Raw genomic sequence first — 15,406 nt, 5'->3', positions numbered from 1 at the left:
ACATCAATTACGATTGACGATTTAAAAGTTATCTTTCGGAAAATTTCAGTAGAAGGGATAAGATGAATAGGAAAAAACCAACATACTTTGCACCCGCAGAAAGAGCCAACTCTCTTCAAATAGAAGAAGATATCCGAATGTTTGCCAATAATCCGGCTTTAAATAAAATTGCAGACGCTGTTTCTGTAATGCTGGTAATCCTAAACAGGCAACGGCAAATTATTTTCGCCAATCAATTATTCCTTAATTTTATTCGTCTGGAAAACATTGATGATGTAGCAGGGAAACGCCCCGGAGAAGCACTCAAATGTATTCATTCCAATGAGGAAGAAGGAGGTTGTGGCACGAGTGAATTTTGCCGGACATGTGGAGCCGTGCAGGCCATTCTGGAATCTCAAACAGGGAAGAGTTCAGTAAAAGAGTGCCGGATAACAACTCGTTCAGGAGATGCCCTTGACCTTCGGGTAACAGCGACTCCCTATATGGAAAACGGCTCTGAATACACTGCATTTGCCATCCACGACATTAGTCATGAGAAACGAAGACAAACACTCGAGCGGATATTCTTTCACGATGTGCTAAATACAGCAGGTAGTGTTGCAGGATTGTCTTCCATCCTACTTGAGATAAAAGATCCGGACGAGATAACCGAAATTGTCAGTAGCATTAAGCAGGCCACGGAACATATGATCGATGAAATTCAGATGCAACAAAATTTGAGCGCAGCAGAACGGGGAGATTTAATTCCTGAATTTAAAGAAATAAAAAGCCTTAAACTGCTCAACGACATTACTGAGATGTATTCTAAATACGAAATTGCTTCCAATAAGTGTATTTCTCTCAAGGAGAATGCTGAAAACGTCAGCTTTTTTTCCGATCCGGTCATTCTTCGACGCATTACCGGCAACATGCTAAAAAATGCGCTGGAAGCATCCATGCCGGGTTCAACCATTTCTTTTTCCTGCTCCTGCATTAACCATTCGGTAAGATTCTCCGTACATAACGATTCCTACATCGACCGGAAAATTCAGTTGCAACTTTTTAATCGCTCCTTTTCCACCAAAGGGATGGGAAGAGGAATAGGAACATATAGTATGAAATTGTTTGGGGAAAAGTACCTGCGCGGTAAAGTGTGGTTTGAAAGTTCGGTTGAAAAAGGAACTACGTTTTTTATTGAAGTTCCAAAAAATCCGGATAAAAACGCAGAAGGAAATCCTTAGAACCTTCAAAAAAACGATAACGAAAGAAACAAGCTTTGAGCAAAATTGTTGTAGAAGAAAACATTTTACGCTATTTATGCTTAAACAACTCAAAAAAAAATGGAATATCCAGAGTAACCTTCAGTTAACGCTGATTTTACTGGCTTTTTCATTTGCAGGAAGCGCCTCACTCTTTGTTCGCAAGGCCGTATTTTCATGGATTGGAATAACGGGTGACACCAGTCTCTGGGTAAAAATTCCACTTTATGTACTTATTATTTTCCCGGCTTACCAGGTTTTATTTTTAGTTATTGGAACATTGTTGGGCCAGCACAAGTTTGCCTGGGAATTTGAAAAGAAAGTTTTTTCGCGTTTTAAATTCAGAAAATGAGTTTTTTAACTTTAATATTATTGACACTTACCATGAATTCTATTTCAGCTGAAGGAAACGGTTTGGAAAAAGCCACGTTGGGGGGTGGTTGCTTCTGGTGTACCGAAGCAGTATATAAAGAACTAAAAGGCGTGGTTAAAGCAGTGCCCGGATACAGTGGCGGGCATATTAAAAACCCTTCGTACCGGGAAGTTTGCACCGGACGTACAGGCCATGCCGAGGTAGTGCAGATTACTTTCAACCCGAAGGAGGTCAGCTTTGCTGAAATTCTGGAAGTTTTTTTCTTGACACACGACCCTACAACACTGAACAGGCAGGGGAATGATGTTGGCACGCAATATCGTTCAGCCATTTTTTTTCACAACGAAGAACAAAAGCAAACAGCTGAGAAAATCATAAAACGTTTTGAAGAAGAAAAAGTATATGACAACCCAATTGTAACTGAAATTACACCTTTCGATACTTTCTACCTTGCAGAAGATTACCACCACAATTACTTTGAACGAAATAAAGATCAGCCGTACTGCCAGTTTGTGGTGGCTCCCAAACTGGAAAAATTCAGAAAGATATTCAAAGAACAATTGAAATAGTTATGACACAGAATTAAAAAATATTCTGACGCATAAAAAAAGACGGGGCTAAAAAATGGCCCCGTCTTTTTTATACCTCAGCCACTAATATTTTTTATAATTCCCTGATCCAGATATTACGGTAGCTAACAGGATTTCCATGATCCTGAAGAATAATACTTCCCGGTCCGTGTTCCTCTACGCTGTATTCAGGAATTCCGATATATTCCGTCGGTCCGCGAAGCGTTACATTGTTTTGGACCAATACTCCGTTATGCAAAACAGTCACCACGGGAGGAGTAAAATAGGTTCCGTCATCATTAAAACGTGGCGCTGTATAAATAATATCATACGTTTGCCACGTACCTGGCTCTTTACAGGCATTTACCAACGGGGCATGTTGTTTGTAAACACTGCCTGCCTGTCCGTTGCGGTACGTACGGTTGTTGTAATTATCGAGTACCTGCACTTCGTAACGTTCCTGCAAAAACACACCGCTGTTGCCTCGTCCCTGGCTTTTACCCACTACTTCAGCAGGTGCCCGCCACTCAATATGCAACTGAAAATCGTCAAAAACCCGTTTGGTTTTAATAACTCCCGAACCTTTAACTACAGTGGCACAACCATCTTCCACCTTCCATTCTGGTTTACCGCCATCTGCATTCGTCCATTCATTTTCAAGGTCAATACCATCAAAAAGTACAATGGCATCTGAAGGCGCATCAAGCGGTGTGGCACCGGGAGTTACCACCGGCACCTCCGGATCCCAGATTTCTGTCATTTCGGGTTTCATCGGCATGGGGCCGTCAGTTTGGGCAATCGCTCCAAAAGCTGTAATAATCGCCAGCATCAAAATTATTCCTGTTCGTATCATACTTTTATTTTTTTGGTTACAATCGATTTAAATTTTCGTTGACAAGATGTTTTTAGGTTTTTGCATCATCCCTTTACTCAGCATTAAATTTCTACGCAAACAGAATGAAACAAAAAATCATTTTAATCCCTTTCAAACAAATACTTTTATTATAAAAAATTCGGGTACTGATTTCTTTGTGGCAGTACTCTTGTTTCCATTAAAAAGTAATCGCAAAGCAAAAAAAACAAAAATTTTTCAGACACGAGCCGGACATTTGAAATTCTCTGCCGGAAAGTGACTGTTTTTCATTTATTCTTTGGGGGAGAATTTCACAACCTGCTTTTTTACTGGTTCAAGTGTACGCAAAAAAGCATAAATCGCTTTTAAATCGGTTTCTTTCATATCGGCATAAAGCATCCAGGGCATAAGCGTATTAAAATCTTTGCTTATATCAACATCATGAGGCACATAAGATGAATCGCCATATGCTTTAAAACGTGTCACAAACATTTCCTCCGTCCACATTCCAATCCCTGTTTCATTATCGGGTGTAATATTCGACGTTTTAACCAGTCCACCCGGCATCGGGAATTCCCTTCCGCCGGTAAAAGCCTCTTCCAGCAATAATTCTCCCTTTTCCATGGGCGTATGGCAATCAACACAGCCTGCAATGGTGGCCATATATCTTCCGTATTCCGTAACATTTTGAATATCGGGTTTTTTCGGATTAGAATATTCCATCGGCATCGTATTTATCAGTAAACTAACCGGAAACTTTGCTTCGGAGGGCTTAACTGTATTTTCCGTTGCCGGAAGTGTACGGAGATAGGCAATTACTGCATAAATATCTTCTTTGTCGGCCTGGTTATAAAGCGGATAAGGCATAGCTGGGAAAAGGGCTTTCCCGTCTTTGGAAACCCCTGAGGTAATTGCCCTGAAAATTTCACCATCGGTCCAATCACCAAGATGAAAGGGGGTTAAATTATCGGGGTAGAAATTACCGGGCAAGCCAAACTCTTCTGTAAACTCCTCTCCTCCTCCCACAAATGGCTGACCTTTTACCGGGCCTGAATATTTTGAAAAATCGCGCATGGAATGGCAATCGGCGCAAGCCATCACATGATTGGCAAGATACCTTCCCCGTTCCACTCTTTCCGGGGTAATTTCCACATTCAGATCAGGGGCCGGTCCAACATCAGGCAGTGCAAGTTTAAGGTAAGCAACAAATAACAAAACCGCTACAATTAAAACAAGCGGAACAATCCAAAGTAAACGTTTCATATAAGGTATATTTAATTTTTTGTTCAAATTACAAAATAAAGACTTAAAAGTATTTATTTGGAGTGATTTTTTTTATTTCGTAAATTGAAATCAGAATTAAACCATTGTTTGCATGAAAATGAAGTTACATTTTTTTTATCTATGCCTTTTTCTGCTATTTGTTTCCTCCTGTTCAAAAAATGAGTCCGGAATCATCACAGTAACCGGGAAAATTCCGGCAGGCGCCTTGGGTAAAACCCTGCATCACGAGCATTTATTGGTAGATTTTATTGGCGCTGACAGCACCGGATATCATCGCTGGAACAAGGATAGTGTAGCGGAACGGCTTCTCCCCTACCTTCTCGAACTGAAAAAGCTGGGATACAAAACACTGGTAGAATGCACACCTGCCTATCTCGGACGTGACCCTGAACTATTGCATATGCTTTCAAAAGAATCCGACATCCAACTACTTACCAATACGGGGTATTATTCGGCTGTAGAAGGAAAATTTCTACCCCGGCACACCTTTGATGAAACAGCGGTACAACTGGCCAATCGATGGATTGAAGAAGCAAAAAACGGGATTGAGCATACAGGAATATTTCCCGGTTTTATAAAAATTTCTGTGGATCGAAAACCGCTGGAGGCAATAAACCGTAAAGTGGTAGAAGCAGCTTGTCTGACGCACAAAGCAACCGGCCTCACTATTATGTCGCATACAGGCCTGGCAGTACCTGCTTTTCAGCAACTTGAAATTTTAAAGGAACATGGAGTACATCCTTCTGCTTTCATTTGGACACATGCACATAACGAAACCGACTTTAACAAGCACCTCGAAGCAGCACAGCAGGGCGCCTGGATTGCTTTCGATAATTTTAGGCCCGACCGGCTTGAGCGCTATGTAGACTTTTCCCTTTTTATGAAAAAGCATGGACTTCTTCACAAAGTCCTTTTTTCGCACGACGCTGGCTGGTACCGTCCCGGGGAGCCCGGAGGCGGCAATTTCCGGGGGTTTACAGAGATAGAAGACATACTTATTCCGGCCCTCCGGGAGAACGGGTTAAGCCAGCAGGATATTCATCAACTTTTTGTTTTGAATCCTGCGGAAACATTCAAAGTCAGACCAAGACTACTTTAATTCTTTTTATGTTTTACAAAATATCTGCAACCCTACAACCCCCTAATTTCGTATATTGTAATGTTTAGGGTTTATTAAAAATTTAAAATGCGATACCGTTCGAATAATATATTGGCACTTCTTACCCCAAATAAAGAAGAACAACCTTTTTTGGAGCAGATTTTATTTTTCAGGCAATCGCTCAATATGCGTGTATTTTTTTACCACATAATCGAAAAGCCTTCGTTTCTAAAAAAACTATTTCAGTCCAAACAGTCGAAGAATGTCAAAAACGAAGAATTGAAAGCCTTGCACGATTTTGTTGAAAAACGGACTCCCAGGGAGGATTTACAACACATGTCGTACCGGGTAAAAACAGGAAGTCCTCTATCGGTTTTGATTGGTCAATCGAAAAACGGAGGATACGAATTTTTGATGGTTAAAAAGGGCAAACCAGGTAGTACATTAAACAGGGATGAAACCGACAAACTTATCAGTCGTGCCTTTTGCCCGGCATTGGTTATCAGTAAAAACTTCCCGGTAAAAAAAATCAAAAAAATTGTTATCCCGATCGACATTTCACAATCCACCAAAAAGAAACTTTTGTGGGCTACTTACTTTGCCAAAAAATTTGGGGCTAAAATTAACATTGTATCGGCCCTTTCAGTAAATATAGACACTAAGCGCAGTCTGGTCTGGCGAGATGCCGAGAAACTAAAGCAAATGCTTATTCAACGGGGCATCAGTTGCAATGTAGATATCATTAAAACAAACGGAAAAGAAAAGCATGCTGTCATTTTAGATTATATCGAAAAGGAAAAACCGGATATGGTTATTATTCGTACCCACCAGGATTCGAGCCTGACAGGCGCCCAGGTTGGCAAATTTGTTTCTGAAGTTGTAAATGGTTGCTCCATGCCGGTTTTTACGGTAAACCGTTTTAATCATCCGATGCCCGTTGATTTTGAATTGTAAAAACCTACTCAAAAACCTTTTTGTTTCATCAACCTGTCCAATTCCCTCCACTTTTTTCCTTTACTGAAGGCTGCGGCAATCTCAGGCTCCATTTTTTCAATCAGAACCTGGTGCATCCCCAGGCGTTTTATCCGCTTTTTCAGCACGGCATTCTCCTTATTCTCTTCCGCAATCATTCCTGCATACAATACGTTAAACCAGATTTCCATTTCCAACATATCCGTTCCGTAAAACCGGCTCAAAGTTGTTATCAGGTTCAGCACATCATTATTAATTTGCGGACCTGTCCGATTGTAAACAGTCACAAAATCGTCGTAAATAACCCTGCATCCATATTTTTTTCCCAGAATGTTTAATCGCGAAAAATACTGCACATCGGAGGGGGCAAACCGCTCCCCGTTGGCGCGCGTCACAAAAACACACCAATTGTCGAAACTTCCATTATCAAATTCAATAAATCCGCCGTGGCTGAACTGATTAATTTTCCGGGACATTTTAAATCGTACTAAAAGTTCCGTAAGATAATGAACATGTATATTATCTCAAACTCTTCCCAGGTTGAAATTGAATCAGGGATTATATTAAAATTCTTGAACACCTCAGTAATTAAAAAATGAACGGAACAAGGCAAAAAAAAGGGAACCATATTTCTATGATTCCCTTAAGTGGGGAGAGCAGGATTCGAACCTACGAAGGCTTTGCCAACAGATTTACAGTCTGCCCCGTTTGACCGCTTCGGTATCTCCCCGGATATATGCTGAGCCGGATGTCAGATTCGAACTGACGACCCCGAGATTACAAATCACGTGCTCTGGCCAACTGAGCTAATCCGGCCTTTCTTTTCAGTACTTTCAGAACGTTTGTTTTTTCAAAACAGCGGCGCAAAGAAAGGAATTAATTTTTAATTCTGCAAGATTTTTTTTCAAACTTTCAAACCAATGTTTTTTTTTCAAAAAAAGTGGGTAAGCTACCTGTGTCGCACCGCTACAACCGCCTACCCTTGCTGCCTTCCGACCCTGGGGGAATTCAGCAGGAGCTGGTCGCACAGGACTTACCCGGCTGCAAAAGTAGAAAATTTTACCTTCCCGGCAAATTTACGATCAAATAAACATATATTTGTACGAAACTTTACCTTTAAAAAAACAATTTACAATGGAGGAGAAATCTATATCACCCTGGAAATCATCGCTTACATACGGTCTTTATCTCGGCATTGCCATCATTCTTATTTCGGTTATTTTTTATGTTACAGGTAATCCTTTTGCCAAATCGGCACAATGGATAAGTTACGGAGTCATGATTGCAGGTGTCATTATTGCTCAATTCAGTTATCGTAAGTTGCTGGGTGAAGTAATGACCTACAGCCAGGCACTTGCCATTGGGGTACTCACCATGCTCTTTGCCTCGGTTATTACAGGATTCTTCACCTACCTGCTCTATGCAATCATTGACCCTTCCCTTCAGGAACAGTTGCGGCTTTCAATCGAAGAGCAATTGGTAAAACAGGGAAGAGTTCCGGAAGAACAGATAGATATGGCTGTAGAAATGGCTGCAAAATTCCAAAAGCCGGCTATTATGTTTGTAATGAGTATTCTTAGCGGCACTTTTGTCGGATTGATTATTTCACTCATCACATCTATTTTCACTCAGAAAAAACCGAAAGAAGATTTCTCAGCATAACCCAGGAAGAAGTAAGAAGAATATGGATATTTCTGTTGTTGTCCCACTTTATAATGAAGAAGAATCGCTGTCGGAATTGGCTGCATGGATAAAAAAGGTAATGGAGGCCCACCATTTTTCTTACGAAATTGTGATGGTGGACGATGGAAGTAGGGACAAGTCCTGGCAAGTTGTAGAAAACCTGCAAAAAGAAAATCCAAATATTAAAGGGATAAAATTTCGGCGCAACTATGGAAAGTCGGCCGCCCTTTACTGCGGTTTTGATATAGTGCAAGGCGATGTGGTAATTACCATGGATGCTGATTTGCAAGACAGTCCGGATGAAATTCCCGAATTATTCCGGATGATAAAAGAGGATGGTTTTGACCTGGTATCGGGTTGGAAAAAAAAGCGGCGCGACCCGGTTCTAACAAAAAATATACCCAGCAAATTCTACAACTGGACGGTCAGAAGGTTAACGGGTATCAGACTTCACGATATGAACTGTGGCCTGAAAGCATACCGTAAAAACGTAGTAAAAAACATTGAGGTTTACGGGGAGATGCACCGGTACATTCCTGTGCTGGCAAAATGGGCCGGATACAAGAAGATTGGTGAAAAAGTAGTTACACACAGCGAAAGAAAATACGGAGTTACCAAGTTCGGATTGGAAAGGTTTATCAGGGGACCGCTCGATTTGCTTTCGGTGATGTTTATTTCCCGATTCGTAAAACGTCCGATGCATTTTTTCGGTATTCTTGGAATATTTATGGTTCTCATCGGACTGGCAGCAGCGGTGTGGCTGGGTATTCAAAAGATTATTCAGCTCAGGCATGGAATTATAGGTAATTTAATTACCGACAGTCCTTATTTTTATATAGCACTTACCTCCATGATCATCGGGGCGCAGTTTTTCCTTGCCGGTTTTCTGGGCGATCTTATCTCACGCAGTTCAAGCGATCGTAATAAATACCAGATAGACCAACAGACGTTTGATTGAACAAGAAAAAAATTGAAACAGTTTCTTTACCGAAAAAGGCAATAAAAGAAAGACAAGCGCTGGAAAGCCAATCAGACTACCCCAACCGATCAAAATCTGAGAATGATATACTTAGCATCTGAAACTCCGGTACTCATTCTGAAACAGAATGGCTAAAACCTGAATTTACCATCTTCCCTTATCTTTTCCAACGCCGAAAGGTATTCCGAAATTAAGTTTTCCATAATTTCCCTCACCGGAAGCACTTCGTTTATCTGGGCTGAAACCTGTCCTATTTCCAACTCACCATTTTTCAGATCGCCTTCGAAAATGCCTTTTTTCGCCCGGCCTTTTCCCAGTAATTGCCTCAACTCCTCAACCGAAGCACCTCGTTTTTCTGCAGCATCTACCTGCTCAAAAAAATCGTTTATTATCATGCGCACCGGAGCCAGTTTTTTCAGCGTCAGAAGGGTTTTTCCCTCCCCCAGTTGCGAAACAAGCTGTTTAAAATTAGGGTGAGCCGACGATTCTTCAGAAATGGCAAAACGGGAACCAACCTGAACTCCGTCAGCTCCCAACGCCATAGCTGCCAGCATCGATTGGCCTGTGGCAACTCCCCCCGCGGCAAGCAATGGCAATCCCGTCGCTTTTCGCACCGATGGAATTAGCGTAAAAGTGGTCGACTCCTCCCGTCCGTTATGGCCTCCCGCCTCAAATCCTTCGGCGACAATAACATCTACACCGGCGGCTTCACTTTTCTCTGCAAAAAGCGAACTTGAAACAACGTGTGCCACAATAATTCCGCGATCCTTAAGCCATTGAGTCCATTTTTTAGGGCTTCCGGCAGATGTAAAAACTATTTTCACCCCGCTTTTTGCAATAATATCCATTACTTTTTCCGGTTCGGGATAAAGTAAAGGAACATTCACTCCAAACGGTTTATCTGTTGCCTTTTGGGCTTTTAAGATGTGTTCTTCCAATGTTTCAGGATGCATGGAGCCGGCGCCAATCAGACCCAACCCTCCGCAATTACTTACCGCAGAAGCAAGACGCCAGCCTGAACACCACACCATTCCTCCCTGTACCACAGGATATTTTATATTGAATATTTGACAAACTCTGTTCATATAAATTATGCTATTTGATGAAGTGAAAGGAAGCTAAATGAAATTCAGTTAAGCCGGCGGGCTTAAATCTTCCTCAAGTAATTCAATCAACACTTCTTTTGAAATACGTCTTTTAAGCTCGCCGTCAATAGCCAATGAAACCGAGCCGCGTTCCTCGGAAACAACAATGGTTAACGCATCGGTATTTTCAGTTATTCCGATGGCCGCACGGTGACGCAGTCCCAGGGCTTTATCCACGTCGCGTTGAGTTAACGGAAGAATGCACCCGGCTGCCACAATTATGTTATCTTTAATTATTACGGCCCCGTCATGCAGTGGAGTGTTCTTAAAAAAAATCGTACGCAACAGCGACGAAGAAATCTGGGCATTAAGAATCTCTCCTGTGTTTATCTGTTCCAATAATTCCGAATTCCGCGCAATAACAATAAGAGCGCCCGTTTTCGATTTGGAAAGCGAAAAACACGCGTCCACCAGGATCTCAACCTGTTCGCTACCCACAGCTTTCCCTTTGTTGGTACCAAAGAGTTTATCAAGCGATAACACACGATTTACGTTGTAGTTGGTTCCGATAAACACCAGGAACTTTCGGATTTCGGGATGAAAAACAATGATAAGTGCCAACACCCCCACCCCAATAAACTGCCCCATAATGGATCCCAGCAATTGCATATTCAATGCCCTGACAACCAACCACAGCAAGTAGAGTGAGAATAATCCTATAACGATATTAAACGCGACCGTTCCTTTAATAAACCGGTACAATTGATAAAGGAGTACAGCTACCAGCAAGATATCGAGGATGTCCAGAAACCGTATGGTAATAAAGGCCTGCATCAGGTTACAGTAAGTTTCAGGGCTTTTACAATTTCAATAGCCTGTACTGCTTCTGTTACATTGTGTACCCGCAAAATATCGGCGCCACCCAGCAAAGCCAGGGTGTTGACCACGGTTGTTCCGTTAATGGCTTCCTCGGGTTTAATGCCCAGCCAGCTCCAGATCATGGACTTACGGCTGAGCCCTACCATTACTGGCAGTTGAAAAACTTTGAATGAGTCGAGGCGGTTGAGCAAATCATAATTGTGCTGTAAGTTCTTTCCAAAACCGAATCCCGGATCGATAATCACATCTTTCACTCCCAATTTAGTCAAAAGCTTTACCCGATCACTCATCCAGTTTGAAACATCTCTCACCACATCTTCGTATTGCGGATCTTCCTGCATGTTTTGAGGTGTTCCCTGAATATGGGTAAGCACATACGGCACATTCATTTTCCCGATGGTTTCAAACATTTTTGAATCAAGTGTACCGCCGGAAATATCGTTCACTATTATAGGACCAATCTCATCAATAACCCTCACTGCAACCCACGAGCGGAATGTATCAATAGATAGCGGAATGTCCGGAAAGGCTTTCCGAATAGCATGAACTGCCGGCAAAAGCCTCCCCAACTCCACCTTGGTTGAAACCAAGGTAGACCCGGGCCTGGTAGATACGGCTCCTACATCAATGATAGAAACACCTTCATCTATCATTTTTTCCACCGTATTTAGCAAAACTTTTTTACTTGAGAGTTTTCCTCCATCTGAAAAAGAATCGGGAGTAACATTTATAACTCCCATTACCACCGGGTTAGAAAAATCTATCAATTTGCCATCCAGATTGATCGAATTTTTCCGTTTAAGAAACTTACCCGCAGACTGGGTAATCAACATAGCAAAATGTTTTATGGTTATACAATTAAGTTATACAAATGTATAACAAAACCCCTCAAGTTCATCAATTTTTCCTATTTTTATGCCTCTTTTTAAATGAGGTATGGAAAAAACAAACCAGCAGTACGACGAAGTGGTGGCCGTATGCCGTTCTGTATTCTCCGATAAAATGAAGGACTACGGAACGGCATGGCGGATTTTAAGGCCCGCATCACTCACCGATCAAATTTATATCAAAGCCCGACGAATAAGAAGTATTGAAGAAAAAGGCGTTTCCAAAGTAGACGAAGGAATTCGCCCTGAATTTATCGGCATTATTAATTATGCTATTATGGGGCTTATTCAACTGGAGCTTGGCTCTTCTGAAACCGAACTGGATAAGGGAAAAACCCAGAAACTTTACGACAGTTATTTTCAAAAAGCCAAATCACTGATGCAGGCTAAAAACCATGATTATGGGGAAGCCTGGCGAAAGATGCGCGTGAGTTCATACACCGATCTTATTTTAATGAAACTGAAACGCACCAAACAGATTGAAGATAACCAGGGGCAAACAACCGTATCGGAAGGTATTGATGCCAACTACCTCGACATTATTAACTATGCCGTTTTTGCCCTGATAAAAATCGATTTTAAAGACGAAGAAATAACGGAGTTGATATGAAAATAACCCAACATGCTGCCCGCATTCTGGTGGGATTGACGTTTATCTTTTCCGGTTTTGTAAAAGGTATTGACCCGTGGGGATCAGCCTATAAATTCTCTGATTACTTCACAGCCATGCATCTCGACTGGCTTCAATGGGCAGCTTTTCCGCTGGGGATATTGCTGTCATTCGCTGAGTTTGCTATCGGTGTGGCGCTACTCTTTAATGTCTTCCTGCGTTTTTTCTCCTGGCTGGCGCTGCTTTTTATGATTTTTTTTACCGGGCTCACTTTGTGGATCGCCGTTAAAAACCCTGTAACAGACTGCGGTTGCTTTGGCGATGCACTGGTAATTTCCAACTGGGAAACATTTTATAAAAACCTGGTTTTAATTGTACTAACCCTCATTATCTTTTTCTACCGAAAAAATATAAAAGGGTTGCCCGCAAAAAAAATGGGATTTGGTTTGTCTCTGCTGGCGGTAGCAGTATACGCAGGCTTTGTCATCTATTCATACAAACACCTGCCTGTGTTCGATTTCAGGCCTTACAAAGTTGGGGTCAATATTCCCGATGCCATGTCTATCCCGGAAGATGCCCCTCATGCTGAATATGAAAATATTTTCTATTACAAAAACAAAAATACCGGAGAAACAGAACAGTTTACAGAAGAAAACTATCCATGGCAGGATACTGTTAACTGGGAATTTGACGATATGGAATCCATCCTCCTGCAGGAAGGTTACGAGCCGCCCATTCACGACTTCCGGATTGAAACACCCGAAGGAGAAAATATCATCGATTTTTTTCTGCACGACGAGAATTATGTATTTATACTCATTGCCTACGATTTGAAAAAGACAAGCACCAGGCCGCAGGAAAAAATCAATACCCTGGCAAACTGGGCAACAGAACAGGGACTGTCCTTTATCTGCCTCACCTCTTCCCTTCCCGATGAGTGGGAGGCTTATACAAAAACACATAATGTTCCTTACGAATTTTTCAATTGCGATGAAATTACCCTGAAAACCATTGTCCGGTCAAACCCGGGTCTGATGGTGTTAAAAAACGGTACTATTGTGGCAAAATATCATTATAACGATTTTCCCACACCGGAAAAATTCCAGCAGGAATTCATCAACAAATAGTTAATTGTAAACTACCTGAAACAGCGGAATCAGTGAATCCGGGATAAGCTGTTAATTTTGCATGTAAAATTTAATCGTAAAAAACTAAATACCAGAAAAATGAGAAAGAAAATAGTAGCAGGAAACTGGAAATGTAACACCAATTTACAGGAAGGAATTGAACTGGCAGGAGCAGTAAATAACCTTGTAGCAAATGAAGCTGCCAATGATGTGGTAGTGGTGTTGGGTGTTCCGTTTATCCACCTGACTAAAGTAGTGGAAACAGTGGATACCAACCGTATTGGCGTTTCAGCCCAGAACTGTGCCGCTGAGCCCAAAGGGGCGTTTACCGGTGAGGTTTCCGCCGAGATGGTAAAATCAACCGGAGCTCAATATGTTATTCTCGGTCACTCTGAACGTCGCGAATATTATGGTGAAACCAGCGAGGTACTAAACAAAAAACTGGCACTGGCACTGGAAAACGGACTGACACCCATTTACTGCTGTGGCGAACCACTCGAAGTACGCGAAGCAGAAGCTCAAAACGAGTTCGTTAAAAAACAACTTGAAGAAACCATTTTCAATTTGCCCGTTGACGAATTCAAAAAACTGGTTATCGCTTACGAACCAATCTGGGCCATTGGAACAGGCAAAACTGCCTCTTCAGAGCAGGCGCAGGAAATTCATGCTTATATCCGTTCCATTATTGCTGAAAAATTTGGAGATGAAGTAGCGGAAGAAACTTCCATTTTGTACGGAGGAAGCTGCAAACCAAGTAATGCAAAAGAACTTTTTGCCAACAAAGATGTTGATGGCGGACTCATCGGAGGAGCATCACTCAAAGCCGAAGATTTCCTCGGAATTATTAAAGGGTTTTAAAGATATGGCGGTTTCCCAACCGCCTTTTTTCTTTATTAAAAGACATCCAAAGGTTAAGATACATTGTGGATTACTATAAAGTTGAAATAACAATCACTCCTTTTGAGGAATGGCTGCGCGATGTGCTGGCCGCACAACTGGCTGAAACCGGTTTTGAAAGTTTCACAGAAACAGACACCGGGTTGGAAGGATTTATCCCGGCAGGTAATTTCAGCGAAGCAGGTGTTTTTGCTGTGCTGCAACCATTCGAAGAAAACTTTTCTTTTGAGGTAAAAAAAGAGCTGATTAAAAGCCGGAACTGGAATGAAGAGTGGGAAAAAAATTATTTCAAGCCACTGGTAATTGCAGAAGAATGCCTGGTGCGGGCACCTTTCCATAAAGAATACCCCCAATGTAAATATGAAATTGTTATTGAACCCAACATGGCTTTTGGCACCGGGAATCATGAAACCACTTCTTTAATGCTGAAAACCATTTTAAAAGAAAACCTGGCGGGTAAAAAGGTACTCGACATGGGCTGCGGCACAGGTATTCTGGGTATTCTGGCCTCCATGAAAGGAGCAGCACACATTACCGCCATCGATATTGACGACTGGTCGGTGAAGGGGACACAAGAAAATACCGTCCGAAATAATATCAAAAACCTGACCGTAAAAAAAGGTGACGCATCGTTGTTAGGGAATGAAAAATATGACCTGATTTTTGCCAACATTCATAAAAATGTGTTGCTGGAAGATATCCCGGCATACAGCACATCAATGAATCCGGAAGCAAAACTTTTAATGAGTGGCTTCTACCTGAATGATTTGGAAGACATAAAAAATAAAGCCCGGCAATCGGGCTTAAACTTCAAAGGCCATTTAGATAAAAACAATTGGGTTGTTGGCATCTTCGTAAAACCATAAATCCG

At 41.7% G+C, this 15,406-nt stretch carries 17 protein-coding genes, 2 tRNA genes and 1 other RNA gene; 11 read left to right on the top strand and 9 right to left on the bottom strand.

Annotated features, from left to right (window positions below; all coding sequences use genetic code 11):
- The first annotated feature begins 62 nt into the window (after nucleotides 1-62).
- The 3 genes from D1164_RS21295 to msrA all read left to right on the top strand — a co-directional run bounded on the left by D1164_RS21295 (nucleotide 63) and on the right by msrA (nucleotide 2,180).
- Entirely contained in the window at nucleotides 63-1,220 is a 1,158-nt protein-coding gene (locus D1164_RS21295) for a sensor histidine kinase (protein ID WP_119351931.1), read from the top strand.
- 76 nt (nucleotides 1,221-1,296) lie between these two features.
- Nucleotides 1,297-1,590: a DUF6787 family protein gene (locus D1164_RS21290; RefSeq protein WP_119351930.1), complete on the top strand. Its 294-nt coding sequence runs from the start codon at nucleotides 1,297-1,299 to the stop codon at nucleotides 1,588-1,590.
- Nucleotides 1,587-2,180: a peptide-methionine (S)-S-oxide reductase MsrA gene (gene msrA / locus D1164_RS21285; protein WP_119351929.1), complete on the top strand. Its 594-nt coding sequence runs from the start codon at nucleotides 1,587-1,589 to the stop codon at nucleotides 2,178-2,180. Before D1164_RS21290 ends, msrA begins: the two co-directional genes overlap by 4 nt.
- 94 nt (nucleotides 2,181-2,274) lie before the next feature.
- On the opposite strand, the gene D1164_RS21280 is transcribed toward msrA, so the two are convergent.
- Nucleotides 2,275-3,033 (bottom strand): 3-keto-disaccharide hydrolase, encoded by a 759-nt coding sequence (locus D1164_RS21280; protein WP_119351928.1) that lies wholly within the window; start codon nucleotides 3,031-3,033, stop codon nucleotides 2,275-2,277.
- Between the two features lie 291 nt (nucleotides 3,034-3,324).
- Nucleotides 3,325-4,296: a c-type cytochrome gene (locus tag D1164_RS21270; RefSeq protein WP_119351926.1), complete on the bottom strand. Its 972-nt coding sequence runs from the start codon at nucleotides 4,294-4,296 to the stop codon at nucleotides 3,325-3,327.
- Between the two features lie 118 nt (nucleotides 4,297-4,414).
- Between D1164_RS21270 and D1164_RS21265 the strand changes: the two genes are divergently transcribed.
- Nucleotides 4,415-5,416, top strand: coding sequence for a phosphotriesterase family protein (locus tag D1164_RS21265; RefSeq protein ID WP_119351955.1), 1,002 nt, complete (start codon nucleotides 4,415-4,417; stop codon nucleotides 5,414-5,416).
- 87 nt (nucleotides 5,417-5,503) lie between these two features.
- Nucleotides 5,504-6,370 carry a universal stress protein gene (locus D1164_RS21260; RefSeq protein WP_119351925.1) on the top strand — a complete coding sequence of 289 codons (867 nt, stop codon included), beginning with the start codon at nucleotides 5,504-5,506 and terminating at the stop codon, nucleotides 6,368-6,370.
- 8 nt (nucleotides 6,371-6,378) lie between these two features.
- On the opposite strand, the gene D1164_RS21255 is transcribed toward D1164_RS21260, so the two are convergent.
- From D1164_RS21255 to ffs, 4 genes are all read right to left on the bottom strand, one after another.
- Nucleotides 6,379-6,864 carry a DUF7004 family protein gene (locus tag D1164_RS21255; protein ID WP_119351924.1) on the bottom strand — a complete coding sequence of 162 codons (486 nt, stop codon included), beginning with the start codon at nucleotides 6,862-6,864 and terminating at the stop codon, nucleotides 6,379-6,381.
- A gap of 172 nt (nucleotides 6,865-7,036) precedes the next feature.
- Nucleotides 7,037-7,118: transfer RNA gene (locus tag D1164_RS21250), tRNA-Tyr, on the bottom strand.
- A gap of 12 nt (nucleotides 7,119-7,130) precedes the next feature.
- A tRNA-Thr gene (locus tag D1164_RS21245) sits at nucleotides 7,131-7,204 on the bottom strand.
- Between the two features lie 123 nt (nucleotides 7,205-7,327).
- Nucleotides 7,328-7,427: signal recognition particle sRNA small type (gene ffs / locus D1164_RS21240), an RNA gene on the bottom strand.
- Between the two features lie 95 nt (nucleotides 7,428-7,522).
- On the opposite strand from ffs, the gene D1164_RS21235 reads away from it, so the two are divergent.
- A complete protein-coding gene (locus D1164_RS21235; RefSeq protein WP_119351923.1) occupies nucleotides 7,523-8,050 on the top strand; it encodes a DUF4199 domain-containing protein in 528 nt (175 codons plus the stop codon).
- A gap of 22 nt (nucleotides 8,051-8,072) precedes the next feature.
- The gene (locus D1164_RS21230; protein WP_119351922.1) at nucleotides 8,073-9,029 is read left to right on the top strand and encodes a glycosyltransferase family 2 protein; all 957 of its coding nucleotides are present in this window, start codon (nucleotides 8,073-8,075) and stop codon (nucleotides 9,027-9,029) included.
- Nucleotides 9,030-9,181: 152 nt separating this feature from the next.
- Here the strand turns inward: D1164_RS21230 and D1164_RS21225 are convergent, their stop codons facing one another.
- The 3 genes from D1164_RS21225 to folP are packed head-to-tail and all read right to left on the bottom strand — an operon-like array spanning nucleotide 9,182 to nucleotide 11,847.
- A complete protein-coding gene (locus D1164_RS21225) occupies nucleotides 9,182-10,135 on the bottom strand; it encodes an NAD(P)H-dependent flavin oxidoreductase (protein WP_119351921.1) in 954 nt (317 codons plus the stop codon).
- A gap of 48 nt (nucleotides 10,136-10,183) precedes the next feature.
- Entirely contained in the window at nucleotides 10,184-10,969 is a 786-nt protein-coding gene (gene cdaA, locus D1164_RS21220) for a diadenylate cyclase CdaA (protein ID WP_119351920.1), read from the bottom strand.
- Nucleotides 10,969-11,847 carry a dihydropteroate synthase gene (gene folP, locus D1164_RS21215; protein WP_119351919.1) on the bottom strand — a complete coding sequence of 293 codons (879 nt, stop codon included), beginning with the start codon at nucleotides 11,845-11,847 and terminating at the stop codon, nucleotides 10,969-10,971. Before folP ends, cdaA begins: the two co-directional genes overlap by 1 nt.
- Nucleotides 11,848-11,950: 103 nt before the next feature.
- Between folP and D1164_RS21210 the strand changes: the two genes are divergently transcribed.
- The 4 genes from D1164_RS21210 (at nucleotide 11,951) to prmA (ending at nucleotide 15,401) form a co-directional block, all read left to right on the top strand.
- Complete coding sequence (locus D1164_RS21210) at nucleotides 11,951-12,511, top strand: DUF1599 domain-containing protein (RefSeq protein ID WP_119351918.1); 561 nt, start codon at nucleotides 11,951-11,953, stop codon at nucleotides 12,509-12,511.
- Nucleotides 12,508-13,638, top strand: a complete 1,131-nt coding sequence (locus D1164_RS21205; RefSeq protein ID WP_119351917.1) for a BT_3928 family protein — start codon at nucleotides 12,508-12,510, stop codon at nucleotides 13,636-13,638. The genes D1164_RS21210 and D1164_RS21205 overlap by 4 nt, the downstream gene beginning before the upstream one ends.
- Nucleotides 13,639-13,737: 99 nt before the next feature.
- Nucleotides 13,738-14,496 carry a triose-phosphate isomerase gene (tpiA, locus tag D1164_RS21200; protein WP_119351916.1) on the top strand — a complete coding sequence of 253 codons (759 nt, stop codon included), beginning with the start codon at nucleotides 13,738-13,740 and terminating at the stop codon, nucleotides 14,494-14,496.
- Between the two features lie 65 nt (nucleotides 14,497-14,561).
- On the top strand, nucleotides 14,562-15,401 hold the full coding sequence (prmA, locus tag D1164_RS21195; protein WP_172594574.1) for a 50S ribosomal protein L11 methyltransferase: 840 nt from the start codon (nucleotides 14,562-14,564) through the stop codon (nucleotides 15,399-15,401).
- Nucleotides 15,402-15,406: the final 5 nt, after the last annotated feature.

The sequence above is a fragment of the Mariniphaga sediminis genome (assembly GCF_003573545.1).
Lineage (GTDB): Bacteria > Bacteroidota > Bacteroidia > Bacteroidales > Prolixibacteraceae > Mariniphaga > Mariniphaga sediminis.
The sequence above is the reverse complement of the archived record's forward strand: the minus strand, read 5'-3'. Positions and strand labels throughout refer to the sequence as shown.